Origin of the sequence: Thiosulfatihalobacter marinus, from assembly GCF_016019955.1 — a bacterium.
In the GTDB taxonomy this organism is placed as follows: domain Bacteria; phylum Pseudomonadota; class Alphaproteobacteria; order Rhodobacterales; family Rhodobacteraceae; genus Shimia; species Shimia marinus_A.
In genome coordinates this window covers 214163-239103 of the sequence record NZ_JAECRZ010000002.1, presented here as the reverse complement: position 1 = coordinate 239103, position 24941 = coordinate 214163, and the positions used below count along the sequence as shown (strand labels likewise).

27 protein-coding genes and 2 pseudogenes are annotated in these 24941 nt (G+C 60.4%); 11 read left to right on the top strand and 18 right to left on the bottom strand.

The features are described from left to right. Positions 1-5: 5 nt before the first annotated feature. Positions 6-815 carry a substrate-binding domain-containing protein gene (locus I3253_RS04175; protein ID WP_232272109.1) on the top strand — a complete coding sequence of 270 codons (810 nt, stop codon included), beginning with the start codon at positions 6-8 and terminating at the stop codon, positions 813-815. A 92-nt stretch (positions 816-907) separates the two neighbouring features. Here I3253_RS04175 and I3253_RS04170 read toward each other — a convergent pair whose 3' ends face one another. From I3253_RS04170 to I3253_RS04100, 15 genes are all read right to left on the bottom strand, one after another. Then, complete coding sequence (locus I3253_RS04170) at positions 908-2083, bottom strand: mandelate racemase/muconate lactonizing enzyme family protein (protein ID WP_197916386.1); 1176 nt, start codon at positions 2081-2083, stop codon at positions 908-910. After that, positions 2080-3006 (bottom strand): SMP-30/gluconolactonase/LRE family protein, encoded by a 927-nt coding sequence (locus tag I3253_RS04165; RefSeq protein ID WP_197916385.1) that lies wholly within the window; start codon positions 3004-3006, stop codon positions 2080-2082. The genes I3253_RS04170 and I3253_RS04165 overlap by 4 nt, the downstream gene beginning before the upstream one ends. Continuing rightward, complete coding sequence (locus tag I3253_RS04160) at positions 3003-3758, bottom strand: SDR family NAD(P)-dependent oxidoreductase (protein ID WP_197916384.1); 756 nt, start codon at positions 3756-3758, stop codon at positions 3003-3005. The genes I3253_RS04165 and I3253_RS04160 overlap by 4 nt, the downstream gene beginning before the upstream one ends. Beyond that, positions 3758-5032: a TRAP transporter large permease gene (locus I3253_RS04155; protein WP_197916383.1), complete on the bottom strand. Its 1275-nt coding sequence runs from the start codon at positions 5030-5032 to the stop codon at positions 3758-3760. The genes I3253_RS04160 and I3253_RS04155 overlap by 1 nt, the downstream gene beginning before the upstream one ends. A gap of 4 nt (positions 5033-5036) precedes the next feature. After that, positions 5037-5537 (bottom strand): TRAP transporter small permease, encoded by a 501-nt coding sequence (locus tag I3253_RS04150; protein ID WP_197916382.1) that lies wholly within the window; start codon positions 5535-5537, stop codon positions 5037-5039. A gap of 56 nt (positions 5538-5593) precedes the next feature. Then, positions 5594-6580 carry a TRAP transporter substrate-binding protein gene (locus I3253_RS04145; RefSeq protein ID WP_197916381.1) on the bottom strand — a complete coding sequence of 329 codons (987 nt, stop codon included), beginning with the start codon at positions 6578-6580 and terminating at the stop codon, positions 5594-5596. 200 nt (positions 6581-6780) lie between these two features. Next, positions 6781-7452, bottom strand: a complete 672-nt coding sequence (locus tag I3253_RS04140) for a GntR family transcriptional regulator (protein WP_197916380.1) — start codon at positions 7450-7452, stop codon at positions 6781-6783. Positions 7453-7542: 90 nt separating this feature from the next. Next, positions 7543-8739 (bottom strand): mannonate dehydratase, encoded by a 1197-nt coding sequence (uxuA, locus tag I3253_RS04135; RefSeq protein ID WP_197916379.1) that lies wholly within the window; start codon positions 8737-8739, stop codon positions 7543-7545. Continuing rightward, positions 8736-9614 carry an aldose 1-epimerase gene (locus I3253_RS04130; protein ID WP_197916378.1) on the bottom strand — a complete coding sequence of 293 codons (879 nt, stop codon included), beginning with the start codon at positions 9612-9614 and terminating at the stop codon, positions 8736-8738. Before I3253_RS04130 ends, uxuA begins: the two co-directional genes overlap by 4 nt. Then, a complete protein-coding gene (locus I3253_RS04125; RefSeq protein WP_197916377.1) occupies positions 9589-10353 on the bottom strand; it encodes an SDR family oxidoreductase in 765 nt (254 codons plus the stop codon). Before I3253_RS04125 ends, I3253_RS04130 begins: the two co-directional genes overlap by 26 nt. Before the next feature lie 10 nt (positions 10354-10363). Beyond that, on the bottom strand, positions 10364-11098 hold the full coding sequence (locus I3253_RS04120; RefSeq protein ID WP_197916376.1) for an ATP-binding cassette domain-containing protein: 735 nt from the start codon (positions 11096-11098) through the stop codon (positions 10364-10366). Further along, positions 11095-12081: an ABC transporter permease gene (locus I3253_RS04115; protein WP_197916375.1), complete on the bottom strand. Its 987-nt coding sequence runs from the start codon at positions 12079-12081 to the stop codon at positions 11095-11097. Before I3253_RS04115 ends, I3253_RS04120 begins: the two co-directional genes overlap by 4 nt. Positions 12082-12157: 76 nt before the next feature. Next, positions 12158-13132 carry a sugar ABC transporter substrate-binding protein gene (locus tag I3253_RS04110; RefSeq protein ID WP_197916374.1) on the bottom strand — a complete coding sequence of 325 codons (975 nt, stop codon included), beginning with the start codon at positions 13130-13132 and terminating at the stop codon, positions 12158-12160. Positions 13133-13163: 31 nt separating this feature from the next. Further along, a complete protein-coding gene (locus tag I3253_RS04105; protein ID WP_197916373.1) occupies positions 13164-14366 on the bottom strand; it encodes a mandelate racemase/muconate lactonizing enzyme family protein in 1203 nt (400 codons plus the stop codon). 8 nt (positions 14367-14374) lie between these two features. After that, positions 14375-15091: a FadR/GntR family transcriptional regulator gene (locus I3253_RS04100; RefSeq protein ID WP_197916372.1), complete on the bottom strand. Its 717-nt coding sequence runs from the start codon at positions 15089-15091 to the stop codon at positions 14375-14377. A 112-nt stretch (positions 15092-15203) separates the two neighbouring features. Here I3253_RS04100 and I3253_RS04095 point away from each other — a divergent pair, with 112 nt between their 5' ends. Together I3253_RS04095 and I3253_RS04090 are read left to right on the top strand one after the other, a co-directional pair. Next, on the top strand, positions 15204-16100 hold the full coding sequence (locus tag I3253_RS04095; RefSeq protein ID WP_197916371.1) for an SMP-30/gluconolactonase/LRE family protein: 897 nt from the start codon (positions 15204-15206) through the stop codon (positions 16098-16100). A gap of 207 nt (positions 16101-16307) precedes the next feature. Then, positions 16308-16895, top strand: a complete 588-nt coding sequence (locus I3253_RS04090) for a hypothetical protein (protein ID WP_197916370.1) — start codon at positions 16308-16310, stop codon at positions 16893-16895. 18 nt (positions 16896-16913) lie between these two features. Here the strand turns inward: I3253_RS04090 and I3253_RS04085 are convergent. Next, a pseudogene (locus I3253_RS04085) lies at positions 16914-17858 on the bottom strand (serine hydrolase domain-containing protein). Positions 17859-18580: 722 nt separating this feature from the next. Here I3253_RS04085 and I3253_RS20415 point away from each other — a divergent pair. Continuing rightward, positions 18581-18865: pseudogene (locus I3253_RS20415) on the top strand (integrase core domain-containing protein); the annotation flags it as partial. A gap of 193 nt (positions 18866-19058) precedes the next feature. Beyond that, the gene (locus I3253_RS04070) at positions 19059-19493 is read left to right on the top strand and encodes a DUF4405 domain-containing protein (RefSeq protein WP_232237147.1); all 435 of its coding nucleotides are present in this window, start codon (positions 19059-19061) and stop codon (positions 19491-19493) included. Between the two features lie 65 nt (positions 19494-19558). On the opposite strand, the gene I3253_RS04065 is transcribed toward I3253_RS04070, so the two are convergent. Continuing rightward, positions 19559-19897, bottom strand: coding sequence for a PepSY domain-containing protein (locus tag I3253_RS04065; protein WP_197916365.1), 339 nt, complete (start codon positions 19895-19897; stop codon positions 19559-19561). Positions 19898-20022: 125 nt separating this feature from the next. Between I3253_RS04065 and I3253_RS04060 the strand changes: the two genes are divergently transcribed. The 6 genes from I3253_RS04060 (at position 20023) to I3253_RS04035 (ending at position 24449) form a co-directional block, all read left to right on the top strand. Then, positions 20023-20343 carry a PepSY domain-containing protein gene (locus tag I3253_RS04060; RefSeq protein ID WP_197916364.1) on the top strand — a complete coding sequence of 107 codons (321 nt, stop codon included), beginning with the start codon at positions 20023-20025 and terminating at the stop codon, positions 20341-20343. Further along, complete coding sequence (locus I3253_RS04055; RefSeq protein ID WP_197916363.1) at positions 20343-21014, top strand: response regulator transcription factor; 672 nt, start codon at positions 20343-20345, stop codon at positions 21012-21014. Before I3253_RS04060 ends, I3253_RS04055 begins: the two co-directional genes overlap by 1 nt. Further along, a complete protein-coding gene (locus tag I3253_RS20690) occupies positions 21011-22354 on the top strand; it encodes a sensor histidine kinase (RefSeq protein ID WP_197916362.1) in 1344 nt (447 codons plus the stop codon). Before I3253_RS04055 ends, I3253_RS20690 begins: the two co-directional genes overlap by 4 nt. 81 nt (positions 22355-22435) lie before the next feature. Further along, positions 22436-23587 (top strand): cytochrome b/b6 domain-containing protein, encoded by a 1152-nt coding sequence (locus I3253_RS04045; protein ID WP_197916361.1) that lies wholly within the window; start codon positions 22436-22438, stop codon positions 23585-23587. After that, positions 23584-23976, top strand: coding sequence for a DUF1924 domain-containing protein (locus tag I3253_RS04040; RefSeq protein WP_197916360.1), 393 nt, complete (start codon positions 23584-23586; stop codon positions 23974-23976). The genes I3253_RS04045 and I3253_RS04040 overlap by 4 nt, the downstream gene beginning before the upstream one ends. 14 nt (positions 23977-23990) lie before the next feature. After that, on the top strand, positions 23991-24449 hold the full coding sequence (locus I3253_RS04035) for a diheme cytochrome c (RefSeq protein ID WP_197916359.1): 459 nt from the start codon (positions 23991-23993) through the stop codon (positions 24447-24449). Between the two features lie 82 nt (positions 24450-24531). On the opposite strand, the gene cueR is transcribed toward I3253_RS04035, so the two are convergent. Continuing rightward, entirely contained in the window at positions 24532-24939 is a 408-nt protein-coding gene (gene cueR / locus I3253_RS04030) for a Cu(I)-responsive transcriptional regulator (protein ID WP_197916358.1), read from the bottom strand. Between the last annotated feature and the right edge of the window lie 2 nt (positions 24940-24941).

Sequence of the window (24941 nt, the reverse complement as noted above, 5' to 3'; positions counted from 1 at the left end):
GACCGATGCTGGCGATTGTGGCCCCGTCGCTTGATCTTCCTTATGTACCGGAAATCATCGAAGGCGTGTCCGAGGCCGCCGATACGGTGAATGCCGCGCTCATGGTGTTCGAGACACGGTTCAGCCTTGAGATGCAAGAAAAACGCATCGAAGCCGCAATAGGCTGGCGTCCGGACGGGATCATTTTTGTCGGTGACACCGTGTCGGACCGGTCACGCCGGCAGATCACGGCATCCGGCATCCCGTTTGTCGAAGCATGGGCTGCGTCGGATACCCCTGTGGGCGTCGACATCGGCCTGTCCCACCGGGCCATTGCCGCGCAGATGACCGGCGCTTTGATCGGCGCGGGCTATCAAACGGTCGCCTTCGGGGTCAGACGGCTTGGCTATCGCGTCGAAGTGGAGCGTCTGGATGGATATCTGGACGCCGTTTCCTCCGCAGGCCGGACCCCTCTTGTCGTAGACATCGCCGATCCCGGAGAGCACTACAAAGCAGGCGCGATGATCCTGCGCCAGGCGCTTGACCTGACCTCCCGCCCGGACGCCCTGTTTCTGGCCGGTGATGTCTTGGCCGCTGGAGCCATTTTCGAATGTCACCGGCTTGGGCTGGCCGCGCCGCTAGACCTTGCCATCTGCGGGTTCGGCGACTCGCCGATTTCAGCCTCGATCGTCCCCTCGCTGACAACGGTCCGCCTGCCGACCCGCGAATTGGGATACGCTGCGGTCGGACATTGTATCGCTGGCGTACCCGAACGGGTTGGCCTTCTGGCCCCGGAACCCATCGAAAGAGAATCCGCACGGCTGGCATTTGAATAGGCGGTACGGCTCGTGCCGTGTTCCGGGCCGCGGGCAACTGCGCCAGCACGTCCACGTGACCCAACTCGCACAGCAGATACACTGTCATCCGATCACGCTTCGGCGGCTTTGCCCCAATCCGTGGCATCCGCGGGCCGAATATCAGTCAGCGCGCCTGAATAATGCCGAAGATCATGGCGCTGATAGGGATAGCGATCGCACGCGGTGGTATCGATATCCACACCAAGTCCGGGCGTTGCCGGAATACTCATCTCTCCATTCTCAACCGACGCCATCTCGCTCGCAATCTCGGCCCGCCAAGGCACGTCCGTTGTCATAGTCTCAAGCCAAACGACATTCGAACAAGCGGCTGCAATCTGCAAGGTCATGGCATTTGCAACTGGGCCGATCGGATTGTGCGGACAGACCGGCAAGAACCTGGCGTTGGCCTGACCGGCGATCTGTTTCGCGGCCAACATGCCGCCGACATGGCTGACATCCGGTTGCAGATAGTCCGCCGCGCCCTGCTCTATCGCGGTCTGGAAGGTGGCGAGGTCAAAGAACCGTTCCCCGGCGGCGATGGCAACCGGGGATTTGCGGCGCACCTCGGCCAGCGCGTCGATGCTGTCGGGTGGTGTGGGTTCCTCGAACCAGATCGGTTCGAACCGCGCGATATCCTGGGCGAGTGCGATCGATGTTGGAACGTCGAACCGCCCGTGCCCTTCGATCATCAACCCGATATCAGGACCGACCGCGTCACGCACGGCGGCCATGATGTCCATCGAAAGGTTCCGCTGCGCCCTGTCGATCTGCATGTAGGCCGCGCCGAACGGATCCCATTTCAATGCGGTGAAACCCTTGGCCACTGTGTTCCTGGCCAATGCCGCGAATTGCTCGGGCGTGCGTGCGCCAGCGAACCAGCCATTGGCATAACACCGGATTGCATCGCGATGGGCACCGCCCAGAAGGTCGTAGACCGGCACGCCAAGAGCCTTGCCCTTGATGTCGAAAAGCGCGGCCTCGACAGCTGACAGGGCACTGCGCAGAACCGGGCCGGTGCGCCAATAGCTGTCGCGATGCATCGTCTCTATATGGTGCTCTATCGCAAATGGATCCTTGCCGACAAGATAAGACTTCAGCATGTCGATGGCCGCCGCCAGTGCTAGCTCCTTGACCTCAAGCGTGCCCTCGCCGATCCCATGCACGCCCTCGTCAGTCTCGATGCGCACGAACACGAAATTGGCGCGGAAGGCGTCGACCACAATAGGATTTACGTCCGTGATCTTCATGTATCTGGCTCCCCTGTCGGTTGGTTGACAGAAATTGGTTTCATTCTCGGCTCGGGAGCGCCGGCGATATCCGGTCGATGGGTAAACAGACCACCCGAGAGCGGCATTTGCACGAGGTCGGCCGCACTCATCCGGACGCGCAGAGTTGTGATCACCAGGTTGTCCCGTTTCGGTCCGCCAAAGCAGATACCGGCGACATTGGCAGCAGGCACATCGACGATCTGGTCGACCTCACCATCTGGTGTGATCCGCACCACGCAACCGGCACCGAAGCGGGCGTTCCAGACGTTGCCTGCGGCGTCGATGGCGCATCCATCCGGTTCACCCGGCGCACCGTCCGGCGCAAGAAATGTTGTCGCTTCTGCGGGATCATCGACCGGAAACCGCAAGATCCGCCGGTCCCCGTTGTCAGCGAATGTGGCGTGACCGGTGGACTTGTCGAAACTCAATCCATTGGGAATTTGCACATTCGAGAACACTCGCGTCGCGTCACTGCCGGGCGCCCAGCACCACAGGCTTCCGATGGTCGTCAGCCCTTTGTCCTGCATTGTGCCGAACCACAAGCGCCCTTGATGGTCGACCCGACCTTCGTTCAGACGAGAGTCAGGCAGTTCGGGCTCTGGGTGGAACAGGAATGTCATTGCACCACTTTCGGGTTCAAACAGGTGCAGGCCGTCTGCGAGGCCAACCACTACCGCGTTGTTTTCGTCCAGCGCAACGAACCCGATTACCGACGGCATGTCCCACATCTTTGCCGGCCGGGACATCGACCAGAAATGCAAACTGGGTCGACGAATATCACACCACCAAAGCCCGTCGCGGCTGTCGTCCCACAAGGGAGCTTCGGCTGCCGTCGCCCGGGCATCTATCAGCAGTTCGGCAGAATAGTGGGCCACCTGGAGAAGTTGCGAAAGCGCGGTCATCGCATCAACATCCCACCATTGATGTCCAGAACGCTGCCCGTGATATATCCCGCCTGGTCCGAGGCCAGGAACTGCACCGACGCCGCGATTTCGTCCGGGTCGGCCAGGCGGCCTATTGGCACCTTTTCCGTGAGTGATGGATCGTCGCCATGTGCCGTGGCAATCATCGGTGTGCGCACCAGCCCCGGTGCGACGGTATTGGCCGTGACGCCAAGAGTGGCACCGGTGCGTGCAAGCGTCTTTGTCATGCCGTGAATGGCGGATTTCGACGCCGAGTAATGCAGGTGTCCTTTTAGCGCCCCTTGGTGCCCGACGATTGACCCCATCTGAACAATGCGTCCACCGGTGCCCTGATCACGGAACACTTCCATCGCGGCCTTCGCGCACAGGAAGGCACCGGTCATGTTGACGTCGATCACCGACTTCCAGCTGTCCAGAGTGATCTCGAAGATATCCTCGTCGCGGGTAATCCCGGCATTGTTGACCAGAATATCCAGCCCTCCGAACCTGTCCTTCACCGAGCTGAAGGCCGCATCGACCGAGGCCGGGTCGGTGATATCGGCGGACAGGACCATCGCCCCCGCGCCAATTTCCCTCGCCAGTTCCGTCAGTGCGGCGACAGAGGCGTCGATGTCCAGCAGCGCCACCTGTGCGCCAGCCTGCGCCAATCGCCGGGCAATCGCCTGCCCGATGCCGCCCGCCGCGCCCGTCACAAGCGCCCGTTTTCCGGTCAGTTGAAACGCGCCCGCCATCAGTAAAGCGCCTCTGGCAACCAGGTTGTCAGCGACGGAATGAATGTCACCGCCAGAACCACGGCCAGCATCGCGGCGACGAAGGGCCAGATCATCCGCATCGCCTCGCGATACGGGACGTCCCCCACCTGGCACGAGATCAGCAACAGGATTCCGACCGGCGGCGTGACGGCTCCGACCATGATGCAGAGGATCACAACCATGGCGAAATGGATCGGGTCGACCCCAAGCGCCGAGGTGATCGGGATAAAGACCGGCACCATGATGACCATCGCAGCAAGCCCATCGAGGAAAAGACCCATGACCAGAAGCACCGAAATAACGATGAGAAGCACCGTCACCTGGCTGTCTCCATACTGAGATATCAGCATCGCCAATTGCTGCGGCACGCGCCCAACGGCAAGCGTCCAGCCGACGATCGAAGCGGCAGTAATGGCAAAAAGGATAACCCCGACATTCAGCGCGGTCCGTTGACAGGCCTTCACGATGCGCTTGAGGCTGAGTTCGCGGTAGATAAAGCCGAGCAGGATAGAATACGCCACGACAATGGCCCCTGCTTCGGTCGCCCCGAAATAGCCGCCGACGACGCCGATCAGGATAATCGCGGGTGCCCCCAGCGGGCCAAGAGCGGCCACAATCGTGCGTAACAACGCCGGGAAACCCACCCATGTATCGCGCGGATAGTTCCGAGCGGTGGCGTAGGCCAACACAAGCGCCATTAGGACTGCGCCCATGAGAAGCCCAGGCACCACGCCAGCCAGGAACAGCTTGCCGATCGACAGGTTGGTCATGGCGGCATAGATCACCATGACGATGCTGGGCGGCAGGATCGGCCCGATGGTGGACGAGGCCGCAGTCACGGCAACCGCGAAATCGCCGTCATAGCCTTCTTTCTTCATCGCAGGGATCAGAACGCGGCCGATGCCGGCTGCGTCAGCCGTGGACGACCCCGATATCCCTGCAAAGAACACAGATGTCGCGACATTGACCAGCCCTAGCCCGCCCTTGATCCAGCCCACCAGCGCCTTGGACAGTGCAATCAATCGCGCGGTGATCCCGCCCGAATTCATCAGCTCTCCGGCAAGAATGAACAGCGGCACGGCAACCAGCGGAAACTTGTCGACCGAAGAAATCATGCGTTGGGCGACGATCTCCGTCGGAATGTGCGGCAGAAAGATCGAAAGTGCCACCAGTGCGGCAAGCCCCAGTGCCACCGCAAGAGGCACGCCGAGAATGGCCAGAAACGAGGCGCTGCCAAGGAGGGTCATGATCATCTGACTATTCTCCTTCGCTGGCAAAATCGGCCAGCACGGCATCGATCTCTTCAACCGGTGCGAGGTTGCGCATGACCAGCAAGACGACCGACAGAACCGCAAATATTGGCAGTGACATGTAGATGAGCCCGTAAGGTATCTTCAGCGCCGCACTGGGCTGATCCATCTGGCTGAGCGCCAGCTTGATGCCGAACCATCCGAGCACGATCAGGAACGAAACCGAACACAGATCCGCAACCAGACGGGTGATGCGATGCGGCGTTCCATTCAGTCGCCCGGCAAGATCGAAGACCTTGAAATGGGTGCCTTGCCCGAAGGCGGCTGCCGCCGCGACGAAGGCCGTGAACACCAAAAGGAAAACACTGAGTTCAAACATCGCCGGAATTGAGACATTGAACAGGTTGCGCCCGACGACCTCGGCAAAAACGCCCAGGAAAATAAGCGCCACCAGAATTCCGGCAATATTGGTCAATACACGCACAAGCGCGGAATAGGTCTTGATCATGGGTCTGTTCCCGATTGCGTGGCCCGACGGGGAGTTGCCGGGCCACAGGTGGTGGATCACCGCACCGATTGGACGGCTTCCACCAGACTATCAGCCCCGTCGATTCCGTCGAGGATGACGGGCCACGCGGTCGACAAACGCTCGGCCAAGGGGGCCTTGTCGATCTCAAGCATGGTCAGGCCAAGGCCTTCAAGCTGAGCATATCCGCCCTCATTCGCCTCGACAGACATCGGGTTGCCCTTGGTGTTGAAGTTGGCGGCGCATTCGTCCACGATGGCCTTTTCGGCATCCGACAACCTTCCATAGATCTGATCAGAAATCACCATCATCATCAGGTTGTACATGTGCCCCGAACGGGTGATGTATTTGGCGACCTCGTAGGATTTCGAGGACAGGAACCCTTCGGGTGTGCTTTCCATGCCTTCGACAAGGCCCGATTGCATCGCGGTATAAACCTCGCTCCAGTCTACCGACACCGGAGTCGCCTCAAGCGCCTCGAACATCTTCAGCCAGATCGGGATCGGCGGCGAGCGGAACTTCATGCCTTTGAAGTCGTCCATCGACTCGACCTTCTTGTCTATGGTCATGAAATCGCGGAAACCGTTGTGCATGAAAGACAGAACCCGCACGTTCTGGTTCTCCAGCAGCAGATCGCGAGTCATGTCGCCAGCGGCACCGTCCATCGCACGCTCGGCATGGTCCCAGCCCGAGAACAGGAAGGGCAACTGCCAGACCGTCAACTGGGGCTGAACGTTGGACATATAGGCGGTATCGGTGATGGTCATGTCGATCGCGCCAATCTTGACCTGCTCGACAACCTCGCGCGCCGTGCCAAGCTGGCCGGCCGGGAAATGCGCAACGGACATTTCAACACCATCGGCAGCTTCGACGCAGGCTTTGAAGTCCTCCGCCAACTGACTGTTGATCGAACCAACCGCGCTGTGATGCGCCAACGTGATCTGGGTTTCGGCGACCGCCACGCCTGAGAGTGCAATAGATGCGACCGCGAAGCCGCCGACGAGAACTGTGTTTAGAGTGACCATGACATTCCTCCCTATGGATCGATCTCCTTATCACATCACATTTTAACTTTTTCAACTATTTTTTGATATTATATAAGAGTTCGCGGCAACGATTACATACTTTTCCGCCGGCAAAATCCGTCCAGAGCCGACCATGTGGCAATCGATGCAAGGACCGCACGGCAAACCGTGCAGCACTACCGTGAGAAGTTCCTGGGGGCTTAGCCGGTCTTATGACCACGTCGCATACAGCCAATCATGTCGTCCCGCGCGCTGACCACATGCATTCTGACAAGGGACGTCGCCTCAGCCAAATCGCGCCGGAACATCGCGTTCAGGATGGCCCTGTGTTCCTCGGCGATAGAGTTCAGGCGTCCTTCGGCAAAGCCAAACTGACGGCGAAAGGCGACAATGATGTTCTGGTTCAGCGCCAGCAGGCGTTCCGCTTCAGGATTCCTGCCCAACACATTTATTTCGCTATGAAATTTTGCGTTCAACTGCATCATGCCATCGGCGTCACCCGCACTGGCAGCCGCTTCGATCTCGGCCTGGATTTCCTCAAGCACCCGTCGCGTATCAAAGGTCATGTTCAGGCAGGCTCGTTCGGCCAACAGCACCTCGAGCGCAGCGCGGATGTCATAGATGTTGCGCACGAAATCCTCGTCCACCAGCCGAACGATTGCACCTTTGTTTGGGACGATCTGCAATAAGCCCTCGGCTTCAAGAGTCCGAAGCGCTTCGCGGACCGGCATTGCGCTGACATTGAACTGGGCCGCGAATTCGGCAATCTTGATGCGATCCCCGGCCGCATATTGACCGGACAGGACCTCTTTGCGCAACTGGTTGGTTACGTCATTGGTCGCATGACCATATTCGTGGCGCTGATCTGCCATATTGGATTTCGATCACTCTTTGCCGAATCATATCACATATTAGTGTGATCCCCATCCAACTACACGCTGAGTGCTAAGTCGAGTGGTCCCCTATGGCCTATGATGCCGCGGCGCCTCAAGCGCTGCCAGCACGCCCCGCAATTCCGCCAGTCCTCGCAATCGTCCCACAAACGGATATCCGGGATGCGCCGCGCGCCCGACATCGGGGCCCAGCTCATGCCCGTGATCAGGGCGGAACGGCAAATCCCAGTCTACGCGCCCCTCGTCACGACGGCGGGCTTCCTCGCCCAGCCAGATCCGCAACAGCGCCACCATGTCGGTGTCGCCTTCCAGATGTGCCGCCTCGCCGAACGAGCCATCGGGCGCTTTTGCGACATTGCGAAGATGCAGGAAATGGGTGCGCGGCGCGAAACGGCGCGCCATCTTCAGAATGTCATTGTCCGCCCGCGCGCCCAAGGCGCCGGAGCAGAAAGTTACCCCGTTTGCGAGGCTGTCATCTTGCGCCAGAATCCAATCGACATCCCCGGCAGTCGAAACCACGCGCGGCAACCCGAACACTGGGCGCGGCGGGTCGTCCGGATGCACGCACATGCGGATGCCGAGCTCTTCAGCCACGGGCACGATCTCGGCCAGAAAGCGGGAGAAACTGGCGCGCAGATCGGTGTTGGTGAATCCAGCATATGTGGTCAGTACATCGCGCAACCCGTTTACCGTGAACCGGTCATAGGCGCCCGGCAAACCAGCCATCAAGCGATCCAAAAGCGCATCCTTGTCGGCGTCCGTCGCCTGCGCCACCCACTCGAGCCCGCGCTCTATGGCGTCCGGCGCATAATCCTCGGCCGCGCTTTCACGCCCGAGAATGCCCAGTTCGAACCCAGCCATGGTTGCTTCATCAAAGTACAGCGCCCGCCCACCACCGCGCACCGGCGTATCATGATGGGTGCGCAGCCAGTCCAGCACCGGCATAAAGTTGTAACAGACGGTGTGAATCCCGCAGGACGCCAGATTGACCAACGACTGCCGGTAATTGGCGAACAACCGACTCAGATCGCCACGCCCACGCTTGATATCTTCATGGACTGGCAGGCTTTCGACTACATTCCAAGTCAACCCTAGTGACGCGTTGCCCTCGATCTGGGCCTGCCGTTCCCGGATCGCCTCGACGGTCCAGACTTCGCCATAAGGGATGTCATGCAGGGACGTGACAACCCCGCGTGCGCCTGTTTGTGCAACCTCACCTAAGGAGATCGTATCAAGCGGTCCGAACCAACGCCAACTTTCCTTCATGCCGGATTCTCGTAGTTTCGCCAGCCGATCTGCATTTCAAGCGTCAGGGTTTCACCGGTCTCAAGCACGGCAAGTCCTGGTTGCTCGGGCTGATTGTGGGCGTCAACGGCATGGCTCACGGGTTCGAAACAAAAGAAATCCGCCTGAGCATCCGGCGAATAGACAATTGCGGTATCCAACGGCGCTTGGGCGCAAAGATCAACCGTAATGCCAAGGCTTGGCTGGTCAAACCCGGCCCGCCCATCCCAACCGACAAAGGCGTTATTGATCAATCCTTGGGGTAACGCGCCGGAAGTGCCAACGTCCCAGTCGGGGTTGTCGGCAAGAGCGATCTTTTCGGTTGGAAGGTGATCCGCATCCTCGAGCCAGACGGAGTGCGCGGCGAACCGCAGGCGTGTGTCAGCAAGTCGGGGAAACCACGGGTGAAACCCACCACCAAATGGCAGGCGCGGCCCGGTGTTGGTCATCGACAGCGTGACCGTCAGCCTCCCGTTTTCCAGCGCAAAACGTTGCCGCGCCTCGTAGGCCCACGGCCCCATACCGCCATCTGAAAGATAGATTTCCGCGTTGATGCTGGTTTGGTTTGTGACGGCCCAAGGTTTCTGGAACCCGTCGCCGTGAATCGGGAACTTTTGGCCCTCAAGGTTTAAGGGCACTACGTTGTGGGCACCCTCAAAGGTGAACCCGCCGCCTGAAATTCGGTTGGAAAACGGCACCAGAACGTTTGACGCCAAACCGAATGGCCCGACACCGGCCACAAGCGGTCGAAGCACCGGTACGCCATCCTTTGTCCACATGCCCGCGATACCGCCGCCCATGTCGGGAGCCAGCGAAACACGGCTGCGACCGTCAGTCAGTTCCAGGCGCTTTGCCACCTTGCCACCCACCATCAATGCCAACGTTTTGACCCGTGATAACGCGCGCCTCTTCCGATACAAGGAACGACACCAGATCGGCCACGTCATCGGGCTGAATGCGGGTCTTGAGGCATTGTTGCTCCTGCACCCAGTCCGAGTATTCCTGCGCCTTGTCGGCAAAGACACGCGCCTCGGCCTCGGACACAACCGCCCCTGGTGCCACCGCGTTGACGGTGATGCCGTGACGACCCAGCTCGCGCGCAAGGCTGACAGTCAGGCCCAGCATCGCCCCCTTCGAGGCGACATAAGGTACGTAACCATCGATTATCCCCTTCAGTGTGACCGAGGTGAAATTGATCACCCGGCCCCAGCCTTTCGCCTTCATGTGCTCAGCGCAGACGGTGGTCAGCGCGAAAGCCGCCGACGAGTTCACGCGGATCTGGTCCTCGTATTCGGTCAGGCTGAAGGCCTCGTAGGGCCGGTTGATGATCAGGGCAGCATTGTTGATCAGGATATCGAACCCGCCCGCCGCATTGGCCGCGTCCGCAACCGTGGTCTTGGCCGCCTCGAGATCGTTAAGATCACATGCCAGAAACGACGCGCCAATATCGGCGGCGCGCGCCGCACCATTTTCGACGCCGGGATGTTCAAGGATCGTGACCGCGGCCCCGCCCGCGATCAGCCTGGCCGCCTGAGCCCGACCAAGCGAGCCAAGCCCACCCGTCAGAAGCACCTGTTTCCCTTTGTGTTTTGCCATGTTTTCCCCCTCAGAGAACGTCGAGAATTTCGTCCATGTTGGTATCCTCGACACGTTTGTCCAAGACCACTTCGCCCCGCGCCATCGCGACCATACGGTCACAACATTCAAACACGTGGTGGATGTTGTGGCTGATAAAGATGCCGGTGATACCAAGCCCTTTCAACGACTGAACAAAGCCCAGCACTTTCTGGGTTTCCTTGACGGCCAGATGGTTGGTCGGTTCGTCGAGGATCATCACCTTGGACTTGAAATGCATCGCGCGGGCAATCGCAACACCTTGACGCTGACCACCGGACAATTCGCCCACCAGCGCATCGGGGCTGCGCAGATGCAGATCTACATCGGCAATGGCCCGCACGCTTTCCTCGGCCATCTTCTTGGTGTCCAGAACGCCGATGCCACCAATGCCCCACCTAAGCGGTTCACGGCCAATGAACATGTTGCGTGCGATGCTCATCGTCGGCACCATCGAGTTATACTGGTAGATCGTCTCGATCCCGGCTTCCATCGCGTCCCGCGGGCCCTTGAAAGATACAGGGCGGCCTTCGAAGGTAATCCCGCCACCCGACGGCGCCTGAATGCCCGACAGGATGTTGATCAGGGTCGATTTCCCGGCCCCATTGTCGCCCACAAGGCCGACGGTTTCGTTCGGGTGGAAGTCCAGCGTTACGCCTTTCAGCGCGTGCACACCGGAATACCATTTATGCAGGTCTTTGACCTGAATGATCGGCTGCGCTGTCATTTGCCGGTCTCCACTTTGATGGATTTTGCTTTCTTGCGAAGCCACGCGTTCAGGATCACGGCGAACACGGTCAATGCGCCCAGCGCCATCTTGAACCAGTTGGCGTCGACCTGGGACAGCACCAGCCCATTGTCGATCACCCGGATCAGAGTGGCACCGATAATGCCGCCCAGGATCGTGCCGATCCCACCGGTCAATGCGGTTCCCCCAATCACGGCGGCAGCCACGGCCTGAAGCTCCAGACCTTCGCCGATCGACGGCAGCGGCGCGCCAAGGCGCATCACTTGCAGCGTTCCGGCAAACCCGGCCAACAGCGAACACAACATGAAACAGGCAATCTTGACCCGCTTGGTGGGGATGCCCATCGATTCGGCGGCGGGCAGGAACCCACCGGTGGCCCGCACCCAGTTGCCGAAATTCGTACGCGACAACAGAAGGCTGACGCCGATCGCGATGGCAACGAACCACAGGAAGGACACGCGGAACATGTCGCCAGGGCCGACATAGGTCACAAACAGCCATTTGGGGATTGCGCCGGTTGGCAACAGCGGCGGGAATCCGCCCGAAATCACAACTGTGATCGAGCGTGCGACAAACAGCATTCCGAGAGTGGTGATAAAGCTGGGGATCGCAAATTTGACGGTTAGGACGCCGTTCACAAAGCCAATGGCCATGGCCACGCAAAGGCCGACAGCAATCGCGGGAACAAAGGGCCAGCCCGCCTCAAGCAGAACGGCCATCGACATCGGCGTCAGGGCGAACACGGAACCTACCGACAGGTCGAACTCGCCACAGATCATCAGCAAGGTCACGCCAATCGCGACAAGCGCGACTTCGGGCAGAAGCCCGAGGATGCCTTGCAGGTTCGCAGCGTTCAGAAACACGCCGCCAGAGCGTATCTGGAACGCGATTGTAAGAAGCACCAGAAAGGCCACACCGGCCAGCTCGGGCTTCTCCAGATAGGTTTTGAGAAATCGTTTCATGGAGTGGTCAATCTTTCGGGGATTGTAGGCGGGGCCGCCGCCCGGGGAGTGGAGATGGCAGCCCCTGATGAGTCGCTTAGCGCAGACCCTGCTTGGCCAGCTCCCAGAGATCCGGCACATCTTCGGCAACAACAAGGCCTTGGCCCGTGTCGACATCCGCTGGTGACAGACCAACGGTATGCGCCAGATAGGCCTGCATCACAGGAATAAAGCCCTGCATGTAGGGCTGCTGGTCAACCTGCACCTGGATATAACCTGCTTCCATCTGTTGCAGCACTTCGGCTACGATGTCGAAACCGCCCATCAGCACGGTTCCAGGCTTTACGCCGCGGTCTGCCAGGACTTGAGCGACGTAGGCATGCCAAAGACCAGTGTCGAAATACGCGGTCGTGTCGGGGTTTGCGTTCAGGTACGCCCCGACACGTTCAGCGACAACGGCACCATCCGTACCAGTGTCCAGACGAATGATTTCGACCGAACGGTCCGGGTTGGCGGCGGCATATTCCTCAAGGAATTGCATCACACCCGCGCCACGCTGTTCCGACCAGTTCTGACCGGGGGCCGAGATTCCGACAACGGCCTTGATCGGCCCTTCGGCGGGGAAGAACTCGGACATTTTCTTGCCCAGGCTGTACCCGGCGGGAATGAAGCCCTGACCGACGAAAGCGGCGCGCGGGTTGCCGTCGGCACCTTCGGTGTCATCGACGTTCACAGCGATGGTGATAACGCCATTGTCCACGGCCCGTTGCAGGATGTCGTCAAACGCGTTGTTGTCGACGATCGATGTCAGGATCGCGTCAGGGCTGCCGGCCAGCGCCGCCATCATGTTCGCAGCCTGTTGATCAATCGCGCCCTCGGTCTGAGTAAAGATCATCTGACAGTTTGCCTGAATCTTGCCGCAGGCATCGTCAAAACCTTTCTTGACCGCTTGCCAGAACGGGTTGGACGCCGACGAATGGTGCGTGAACACGATGTTCATCGGGTCTTCTGCCGCTGCGGGACCGCTGATCAGGGCCCAGGTCAGCGCAGTTGCACTCAGTAGTTTCTTCATAGGTTCATCTCCTCCCAGAGTGATGCGTCCTTCAAACGTCAGACGCGGTTGTTTCCCGACGCAGAACGGTAAAGGCCTTGTCCATGTCGGGGTTCAGCTCCATGCCAAGGCCAGGGCCAGGCGGAACGGTAATCATGCCATTGGTGACGGTGGGCAGCGCTGTAACGAGGTCGCGATACCAGGTCTTGTAAAAGGCGCGCACGCTTTCCTGCACCAACGCATTCGGCGCATTCAGCGACAGATGAGTCGACGCTCCCAAAACCACCGGCCCGGTGCAGTCGTGCGGGGCGATCGGCAGGTGCCACGCTTCGGCCATCGCGGCGATTTTGCGGGCTTCGGACAGGCCGCCACACCACGAGATATCCAACATCACGACACCGGCCGCGCCGGTTTCCAGAAGATCACGGAACGCCCAGCGCGTGCCCAAAGTCTCGGACGCGGAAATCGGCGCATGGCTGACCTCGGCATAGCGTTTCAGGCTGCTGAGGCTGTCCATCTTGATCGGGTCTTCGTGCCAGAAGGTTTTGTAGGGCTGCAATTCCCGCGCGATCTGGATGGCCGGCAGCAATTGCCACATCGAGTGAAACTCGACCATGATGTCCATCTTGTTGCCAAGCGAGTCGCGAATTTTCTGGAACGGCTCAAGCGCGCGGTCAAGGTCCGGTCCCGAGATATACTGACCGCGCGTTTTCTCGGCCGCCATGTCAAACGGCCAGATCTTCATTGCGGTGATGCCCTCTTCATAGAGCGACAGGGCCAACTCGTCCGCGTGATGCAGAAAACCGTTCAGATCGTCGTAATCGTTGCCTTCGGACAGCCCGTAATTGTCCGATTGCTGACCGGTGGCCTTCTTGATGTATTCGGTGCCCGCACATGTGTTGTAGGTGCGGATTTCATTGCGGCTGAACCCTCCCAAGAGCTGCGCGATGGGCTGCCTCGTCGCCTTGCCAAACAGATCCCACAGCGCGATGTCAAAAGCCGAGTTACCGCGCACCTCGGCACCGGATGAGCGGAACCCAAGATAGCCATTCAGCTCGTTGGCCAGAAGGTCGATCTGCAGCGGATCGCGCCCCATGACGCGCGGGGCAACATATTCATGGATGTAGGTTTCGACGGTTTCTGCGATAAAAAATGTCTCGCCCAGACCGACCAATCCTTCGTCCGTGTGCACTTGCACCCACAGAAGGTTAGGACGCTCTTCGATACGAATGGTTTCCAGCTTGGTAATTTTCATGGGATCTCTCAGGATATTCCGGCAGCGAGCAACGCCCGCACACTTGCGTCAAAATGCAGGGCCATCAGTTCGCTGGCCCGTTCCGGATTGCCGTCAGCAATCGCTGCGGCCAGATCGGTGTGGATATCAAGCATGGCTTTCTGTTCGGCCACGTCGCTGCGACTGCGCCACCCTACGGGCCATGTCTGACGAGTGACCCCTTCGAAGGCGCCCACGATAAGCGCATAGATCGGGTTCCTGGACGCCCGCGCAATGGCCAGATGAAAGGCCACATCGGCCTCCATCATCTCTTCCGGCGCCTCGAAGCTGTCTTGCATCGACTTGGCCAGATCGCGGATTTCCTTGGCCTGTGCCGAGGTGCGATGCAGTGCGGCCAGCGTGGCGGTGCGGGTTTCGATGGTGCGGCGCACGTCATAAACTTGGAGGATCGAGATTTGCTCGGTGTGGACGCCATGTTCAATTAGCGGCGACAGTGTTGTGTGATCCAGGCGCGCCACGATGGCGCGCTTTCCGGTACGCACTTCAATCAGCCGCATCGCAGCAAGGCTTCGAAACGCTTCGCGCACTACGGTTCGGCTGACGGACAATTCGCGGCTGAACACGCTTTCGCTGGGCAGGCGGTCCCCCGGTGACAACTCGTTTTCACGAATATGAGCCGTGATTGCGCCGATGGTCGACCCCACCAGCCCTGCGCCACCTTTTGCGTTGTCCACCGTTTGTTGCATCCGCTTCCCATCATCATGCTACCCAAACCTATCATACAGGTTTGTATTGATTTGTGTCTAACTTCACGTAAACCTATATGTCAATATATTTCTCGAAAAAGCGGAAGCAGACATGAAACACGACGCACAAATAGCCCTCGACGCGCAGAACATTGTCGGAGAAAGCCTGATCTGGGATCACCGTCGGAACACGTTCTTCTGGGTGGATATTATCGGCAAACACATTCACGCGTTCGACCCAGAGAACGGGGCCCACGATCATTGGCAAACCCCTGATTTCGTGACCTCAATCGGACTTGCCAGTGAAAACGGATTTGTCGTGGGTCTGTGCCGCGACGTGGTTCTGTGGCGGCCCGGCGGCGTTTTTGAACCGTTGGCTGTTCCTGAACCTGACTTGCCGGAAAACCGCCTGAACGAAGGTGTGGTGGGGCCGGACGGCGCCTTCTGGGTGGGCACCATGCAGAATAACATCTTTCCCAATGGAGAGCCGAAAGACATCACGGAATCGACTGGCGCGCTCTACCGGATCACCACCGATGGCACGGTGAACCGCCTGTCCGAGCCGACATTCGGCATCACCAACACGCTGATCTGGAGCGGTGACCGCCTGATCACAGCCGATACAATGGAAAACGCGCTTTATTCTTTTGCCGTGGATCCCGCCACTGGTCGGCTCAGTGATCGCAAAACCATCCTTGAAGGGTTCGCACGCGGTTTGCCGGATGGCTCGGCGCAGGACAGCGACGGCATGATCTGGAATTGCCGAGTGGTCGGCGGATCCTGTCTGTTGCACCTGTCCCCTGCGGGCGCCCAGCTGGGCCTTGCCGAACTGCCAGTCTCTTGGCCAACCAGCTGTGCCTTTGGGGGTACCAATCTCGATCAGTTGTTTGTCACATCGGCCCGGTTCACGATGAACGCGGCCCATCTTCGCGACAACCCCAACGAAGGCGCGCTTGTTTCTGTACAAACAGGAGGCAGGGGTACGCGATCGCACGTCTTTGGCGGCTAGGTCACGCGTTCGACTGACCGCCGGTCAGACACCCGATCAGCCATAGCCATTTGTGAGCGGCTCTTGTTTGCAAGCGTTTTCTTGAGCGACGCAGACCAAGGCAGGTTACGGTAATTTGTGCGACTTCTTGGTCTAGCCCCCTGAATCTGGTCCGAATTGAGTGCGAAATTTTGGGCATATTTCTGGCACCAGAAGGAGTGTGCCGATATGCGCAGCCCTGCATGCCACATCGGAAAAAAGCGGCTGTCCGCTCACGTTGCTGCCAATGCCGTAGAGCCATTGCAAACGGGCGCCAAGGTGGCTGGCCGAGGTTCCGTAATTGGCCTGCATCTTGCCTGCCTTGGGCTCGTGTTAGGCTGGCACGGGATAGGCGCCAAGCTTTGGTTCAAGCGCCGTCGTAACCCCGCCCTGCAAAGCCAAATTGATCCCGAATGGGTTCTGCCTGCGACAATGCGGGTCGATGAACCTCAGCGCGACCACGCGGCCGGTGGTGTCGATCACCTCTGCGCCAGAGATATCGGCATCGATCTCGACCTCGATACGCCTGCCATTGATCCCGACATTGCGGATGGCATCCAGATTGGTCTCTGGATCCATGACGCGTCCGTTCCGGATGACCAGATCGAAATCTTGCGCGAGGGCTGGCAAAGCCAACGCGGCGCAAAATGTGAAAGCGACAACTCTGATCAAGGAAAGTCAACTGTTGTAAATGGGGCCGGGCGGAATTGCCGGTGGGAAAAACAGTGCGTGTTCCCGGTGCTGACGCATTCGGGAACACGCTCCAAGTGGTTTTAGTCTCGGTGCTGACACACCCTAGTCGAAATACCCCGACGTCGCGATCCTGCGCGCCCAGCGATGGATCGAGTGGTCCTTCGTGTTGGTGGAGACATATACGATCACCAGATCCTTGTCGGGCGAGACATACATCCCCTGGCTTTGCATCCCGCCTTTCCACATATCGCCATCGGGCCACAGTACATCCCACTGGCGCGAGCTGGAGACAAAGCTTGGCTTGTCGGTGTTTTCCAGCATGCTGGCGAAAACGGGGCCATTGACGCCGGCCATCAGGAATTCGTGCGACTGCACGTCTTCGCGTATGCGGGTCAGGATTTCATCGGTGACGACCTGCTCGGTCGCAATTTTCTCCCAGCTTGGCGTGTAGAGCATGCCATAGCGCGCCATATCGCCGAGGCGGCTGGAGATCACGCCGTGTGCAAGCGCGACACCGTCCGGCGTGGTGTGGACCTGAAGCGGACCTTCAGAGCCGATCTTGGACCAGACCAGCCGGTCAAATGTCTGCGCCCAGCGTTCACCGGTCACCGCTTCGACCAGATAAACCAGCGCCTGTGTATGGGCCGAGGCATAGACAAATTTCTGCCCCGGTTCGCTGCCCGGCTGGGCATCGGCCATGACATCGATCAGCTTTTAGACTTTACCGTTTACCGGAAATCCGAACTCGGCAAGATAGAGCCGGTGCGCGTGCGAGTTCGGGTCGGCGCGGGTCGCGGCCGTGTCGTCAATATCCAGCCCGCTGGCCATGTTCATCACGTGGTTGACCGTGACACCTTCCCACGCGGTCCCCTTGAATTCATCGACATACTCGGCAATCGAAGCGCTGTCATCGATCAAGCCCTCGCTGATAAGGATGTCCACCAACAAGGACGCGGTCGGCTTCGAATTCGACATCCAGACGTGGGCATCAGACGGTCGCATCCGCGGATAGGATTCGAAAACCACATTGCCCTTGTACACGACCATGAAGGCCTGCGAATAGCTGTCGGGCCGGGCAAGGAACTGGTTCAGCGTCATGGTGCCCCAGTTCTCTGTCTCGGCCTCGATGGCACCGATCTGCGGGATCAGCTGCTCGCCGAACTGCATGGTCGGCAGCCGGCGCGGCAAGATCGCGGTCGGTACGATTTCCGAGGTGCGCATGTTCCAGTAAACGGACTCGTCTCCGCCCGCCAGCCAAGTCAATAGACTCGCCGATTTGGTGCGTTCCGCGAGCTCAATCGGAAATCCGTCCATGAAATCTTCGATAGGTGTTCGATCTTGGGCGTTCGCTGCAACCGGTATGAAAAGAGCCATCGCAAGCGACAAAAGGTTGGAATTCCAATTATTCATATTGAATTTCCTTTTGCGTGGATCTGAGAGAAACGCACATCCGCTCATTATGCGGTCAGATTGTATTTCTAACCCCAACCCCGAATTCGAGCAATCAACGAAACGCGGATTTGATGGTAATCCCCCCATAATTGATGGAGTCCAGCCTTCGAATTCAGGCGGCTGTTTTCAGTTGCATGGCAGGTGGTACGCCGACAATCCCCATTGTGGCAAGGTGATCAACAACAACCTCAATCTCAACCCTGCTCGCTCGCTACTTTCCGCACAGCACGTTCGTGCAGGTCTGGTGGATACTTGCTCGTTGTATTTGTCTGGATGCTCCATCCTACTCATGAGTTGGCGGCTCCGGCAAAACCGGCGTGGTTCAGCATTCCGATCAGGGATCTTGGTTCACCGACCGTGAGTGGCAGGCATTCCAGCGCCAACGCAATCTCGAACCCAGCAAAAGCCGGCGCGGAGATTGTCACGACAACGCCGTTGCCGAGAGCTTCTTCCAGCTTTTGAAACGGGAGCGGATCAGACGGCGCGCATACCCGGCGCGCGACGACGCAAGACGGGACGTGATCGACTACTTCGAGATGCTCTACGCCCCGAAACGCAAACACACGAACAACGGCATTCGATCGCCCGTCGAAATCGAAGAAGGACAGCTCAAACTGAAACAGGCAAGTGTCTACTATTCTAGGGGTACCTCATGCCAACTCGCGCATACGTTCCGGTTTGGCCGAAAGAGTTTCGCGCGCCCTCCCGCGCTTTTCGGGGCGCCGCATTTCATCTGGATCAAGGCGCGCGGCGCATGGTCGTGCCATCATGGGCGCGGCAGGAATGGAGGCGACAATGTCCGGAACAAGCCCCGTATCTCACACCCGTCCCAAGGTGAACAGCCGCGCGCTGTCGCTGTTCGGCGTGACCTTTTCGTCCATGGTCATGCTGATCAGCGGGCTGGTGCTGTTTCTGGCGCCCAGGGGCAAGCTGGCCAACTCGCTTGACTGGCAGGTGATGGGCATCCACCGCCAGTTGTGGAGCGATATCCACATCGTAATGACGGCGCTGTTTGTCGCGGTCGCGCTATGGCACGCGGCGCTACATTGGCGAAGCTTCAAGACCATGATCCTTGGCAACCGCATGCGCCCGCGCGGGTATCGGCGCGAGGCGTTGGCAGGTCTTTGCCTTGTGATTGGGCTGGTTGCGCTGACCCTGCTGGGATGGCCGCCGGCAAGCTGGCTGGTGGATCTGAACGAAGCATTCAAGAACGGCATTCTGGTGAAATGACGGGCAAGCCCCCCACGGCGGAAAATTGTCGTGGGGGGCTGTGGCATTGGCAAGTGGGCCGGGGATCAGTCGTCGTCCCTTTCGCCATATTCGCGCTTCATGCCCGACCGGCGGTCATCATCGTCGGGCTTGTACGCCAGCGGTTCGCCTGTCGCGGGATCAAGATAGGCCTCAACCTTGAATCCGTTGGCGTCGCGCATGTCGACCTCGTAATACCGGCCGTCTTCGCGCTCGATCTCCAGAACCTGATAGCCCTGGGTTTCCAGCTTGGTCACAAGCTCGGCGACCGGCATCCATGTCACGCTCGCTGGCGCGGGCGCGGCGATCTTGTCGGTGGCGGCATTGACCACGACCGCCGTGGCGGCAATTGCGATGATCGAGGTGGCGAGAAGAGTCTTTTTCATGGTGTTCTCCTTGTGAAATCGGGCAGGATTGCCCTGTGGATGCCCTCTTTTCTCATACCGCCCCTGATGCCGGTCTGACGGGGCGTGTCAGGGAACTGTCAGCAGGAAAGCAATAGATTGCGCCTATGAAACATGCCGTAATCCTTCTTCTATGTGTCCTTGCCGGCCCGCTTTGGGCAGCCGAGGATCATGACGCGGCCCGCGACGCGGTGCGCCGCAACCAGGTGATTCCGCTGTCCGATATCATCCCGGACGTTTTGCAACGATTTGACGCGCGATTGCTGGAAGTGGAATTCGAACGCGAGGACGGCCAGTTCATCTATGAGCTGGAACTGATCACCGGCTCTGGCCGCATGATCGAGGTCATGGTGGATGCGGCTTCGGGCGAAATCCTTGGGGTTGATCAGGAAGGCTGGCAAGCGAACGGGCCGGAAAGGGACGACTGATGCGGCTTCTCGCGGTCGAGGACGATGCCATCATCCGCAAGGACATTCAGGCCACGCTTGAGGCTTCGGGGTTTCATGTGGAAACCGCCGAAGACGGCGAAGATGCCTGGTTTCTGGGCGACACCGAAGATTTCGATCTTGTGGTGCTGGACCTGGGTCTGCCCGGCATGGACGGGCTGAGCGTGTTGAAACGCTGGCGAGCCAATGGCCGCGAAATGCCGGTTCTGGTGCTGACCGCGCGCGGCGCCTGGCATGAACGGGTCGAGGGGATCGAGGCCGGGGCCGACGATTACCTGCCCAAGCCCTTTCGCATGGAGGAACTTGTGGCGCGCGCGCGCGCGCTGGTGCGCCGGTCTGCCGGTCACGGCGCGCCGGTTCAGACATGCGGCGATCTGGCGATCGACACGAACAGGATGGCGGTATCCGTGCGCGGCGTGCCGGTGCCGGTGACGGCGCTGGAATACCGGCTGCTGTCCTATCTCATGCTGCATCGCGCCCGAATCGTGCCGCCCGGCGAATTGCTGGAACATCTTTACGGGGACGATGACGCGCGCGAGGCCAACGCGCTGGAAGCGATCCTGACACGGCTGCGCCGCAAACTGGGGGCGGGCATCATCGGCACAAGGCGCGGATTTGGATATTTCCTGGAGGCGGCGGAGGAGAGCGGGTGAAAACAGGCTCGCTGCGCCTTCGGCTTTTCGCGGCTTCCGCGCTGTCGGTATCGGTGGCGCTGATGCTGGCCTTCTGGGGGCTGGGCCTGTTGTTCGCATCGCATGTGGAACGGCGTGCCATTGACTCGCTCGCGGTTCAGTTCGACCAGATTCTCGCCGGTGTCGAAAGAGGTGAAACAGGCGATCTGCAAATCGGATCGGCACCTGCGGATGCGCGTTTCATCACGCCCTTTGGCGGGCTTTACTGGCAGATCGAAACAGACACACAGCAGTTGCGGTCCCGGTCGCTGTGGGATTTCGCGCTGGATCTGCCCGCCGACCATCTCGCGGACGGGGCCGTTCACGTTCATGACCTGCCCGGACCGGGCGACAGCACATTGCTTGTCATGGAACGCAAGGTGCAGCTTGCGGCGCGGCTTGGCGGCTCTGCCATCCGGGTGGCTGTCGCCATGGACGCCTCTGAGCTGGAGGAGAGCACCGAGGATTTCCGCGAAGACCTGCTCCCGTTTACGCTTGTGCTGGCGCTGTTCCTTGTTCTGGCCGGGGTGGCCCAGATCTTTGTGGGGCTGCGCCCGCTCAACTCTGTGGGACAGCGGGTGGCCAGCATCCGGGCCGGGGACAGCCTGCGTGTCGGCGACGATTTTCCGACCGAGATCCGGCCGCTGGCCCGCGAGGTGGATGCCCTGCTGGACCAGCGCGAGAAGGATATCGAGCAGGCCCGCCACCGGGCCGGGGATCTGGCGCACGGGCTGAAGACCCCGCTTCAGGCCCTGCTGGCCGAAGCCCGCCAGGTCCGCGAGGCCGGTCTGCCGGACACAGCGGACTCGATCGAAAAAACCGCCGACACAATGCGCCGGCATGTGGAACGCGAACTGAACCGGGTCAGGATCGCGGCGCGTGCGGCGGCGGCGCGCACCGATCTGGCCGCGGCGGTCGGCCGGGTTGTCACCGTCGTGCAAAAGGCCAGCACCCCGCACAAGCTGACCTGGGAGATCGACACGCCTGACGACATCATGGTTGCAGTGGACATGGCGGATCTTTTCGAAATCCTGGGCGCGATTCTGGAAAACGCCGCCCGCCATGCGCGCCAGTCGGTGCGCGTGGGCGCGCGCAAACAGGGCAAGGCGGTCACCGTCACCATTCAGGATGACGGCGCGGGCATTGCGCAGGACAAGATCGCAACCCTCCAGCGGCGCGGCGCGCGCGCGGATGAAAGCGGCACGGGGCTGGGCCTGGCGATTGCCCGCGATCTGGCCGAATCGCTGGGCGGTTCGGTGGATCTGGCGCCTGCCGATCCGGGGCTGGTGGTTCGCATCACCCTGCCGCTTTCGGCAATCTGACACTTTCCTGACAGCCCCCATCAGCCCCGCATCAGGGCGCTTTTGTCAAACTGCCACCATGTTTGACAAAAGGCAGACCCAATGAGCGCGTTTTCCGCACCACCCGATGAGTACCTGCAAGCAAATCCCCGCGAAGGACATCTTGTGTGGGATCGGTTCATCCGCGTGTTTCACTGGAGCCTGGTGGCCAGTGTCACCATCGCTCTGATTTCCGGCCTTGCCCTGGATGCCACATGGAGCCGCCTGCATCTGGTCTCTGGCACGTTTGCCGTTGCGCTGGTGTCGGCCAGGATCGTCTGGGGGTTCACCGGCCCGGCATATGCGCGGTTTTCCGGGTTCGTGCCCAGCCGCCAACAGGTTGTCGCCTATCTGAAACGCGGCACCGGCCATATGCGCCACCTGGGTCACAACCCGCTGGGGGCGCTGATGGTGCTGGCATTGCTGGCGCTGATCCTTGGTCTGGGCGCGACCGGGCTGGCCGCCTTGGGCAGCGGGCTGAAAACGGGACCGCTGGCCGCGATCCTGCCCGCGTCGCAGGGCGGCGTGTGGAGCGAGATCCATGAAACCGCCGCCCTTGCCCTGCTGGGCCTGATCGTTCTGCATCTGGGCGGCGTGATATTCGAAAGCCGCCGCAGCGGTGAAAACCTGCCGCGCGCCATGATCACAGGGCGCAAGGCGCGCCGCATGGGCGATATCGCGGCGCCTGCCCGAACCGCGCACCCGATCGTTGCGGTGCTGTCGGTGTCCGGCCTCCTGCTTGTGTCCGCCCTGGCCGTTACCGACCTGTCGCAACGCCCGCTTTCCAATCCGCCGGTTGCCGTGATCCCGCCGGTTTACAGCGCCGAATGCGCCGCGTGCCACATGGCCTATCACCCCGCCACGCGCCCGGCGGCGTCCTGGCAGGTGATGATGACCGGGCTGCAAGACCATTTCGGCGAGGATGCCAGCCTGCCGCAAGAAACAGCCGCGCAGATTTCGACCTGGCTGCGCCGGCACGCCGCTGACACGACAGACAGCAAACCCGCAACGCTTTGGGCGGGCCTTCGCGACACCACCCCGGTCGCCCTGCCCGACACCGCGCAATGGAAACGCCTGCATGACTCTGTCGATGCAGACACGTTCCGGCGCGCCCCGGTCTACAGCCGATCAAACTGCGTAGCCTGTCATGCGGATGCCGAAACCGGCTGGTTCAGCCCGTTCCGGATAACCCTTCCAAAGGAGCCGACCCCGTGAAACACGTCCTGACCCTGACCGCCCTGTTGCTGGCCCAGCCCGCGCTGGCGCAAGACACCTCGCCGCAAGACCTGATCGCGCTTTATGGCGCCCAGTCGGGCGCGCCGCCCGCCCCGGATGCCGGCCGGGCGCTGTTCCTGTCCGACCAGACCGGCGGCAAGCCCGATACCCCGTCCTGCACCACCTGCCATTCCGCCGATCCGACGCGCGCCGGACAGGCCCGCACCGGCAAAGCGATAGCGCCCATGGCCCCGCGCGTGGCCCCCGAGCGGTTCACCGACCAGAAGTTTGTCGAAAAATGGTTCGGGCGCAACTGCAACTCGGTGCTGGGGCGCCCCTGCACCGCCCAGGAAAAGGCAGACATCATTTCCTGGCTTAACTCTCTCTGATGAAAGGATTTTTCATGAAACACACATTGTCCCTGACCGCCCTTGCGCTGACCGCGCTACCGGCCTTTGCCGACGAGAGCGAATACATGCCGCCGGTGTCCGATCCTGTCGCCCTGGCCGAGTGCAGTGAATGCCACATGGCCTATCCGGCCGGTTTCCTGCCGCAGCGGTCCTGGAGCCGGATCATGGCCACGCTGGAGGACCATTTCGGTGAAGACGCATCGCTGGATGCGGACACCAGCGCGCGGATCGAAACCTACCTGACCGGAAACGCCGCCGACGCGGGTGGGCGATCTTCGGGTCTGCTCTACGGGGTGGCCGCCACGGATACGCCGTTGCGCATCTCCGACATGCCGTGGTTTCGCGCGGAACATGACGGCGAAGTGTCCGCGCACCGGCTTAGAAAGGCAGGTTCCATATCCAACTGCGCCGCCTGTCACCGTGGCGCGGAGCGGGGCAGTTTCGAGGACTGACGCGCGTGCCGAAGGCGTGCCGCGCACCTTCGGAATGATTGGCGGCCGGGCTGCCCGGCCGCCGGTTGCGATGCCACCGGTATCACGACACAGCGTGCGGGCGATCCTCGGAGCCAAGGGTTTCCAGGATCGGGCAATCCGGGCGATGATCGCCGGCGCATTTGTCGATCAGGTGGGACAATGTGGCCCGCATGGCCTGAAGGTTGGCGATCTTGGCGTCAATCTCGCGAAGATTGTATTCCGCCACCCGCTTGACATCGGCGCTTGCCCTGGACTGGTCATTATACAAACCCAGAAGCCGGCGGCAGTCATCAATCGTGAACCCCAGAGAGCGGGCGCGACCGATAAAGGCCAGCTTGTGCAGCTCGGTCTCCTGAAAGTCGCGATACCCGTTGGGCAAACGCCGGGGCTTGATAAAGCCGATATCCTCGTAATAGCGAATGGTCTTCGCGGGCAAGCCGGATTTTTCGGCCACGTCGCTGATATTCATGA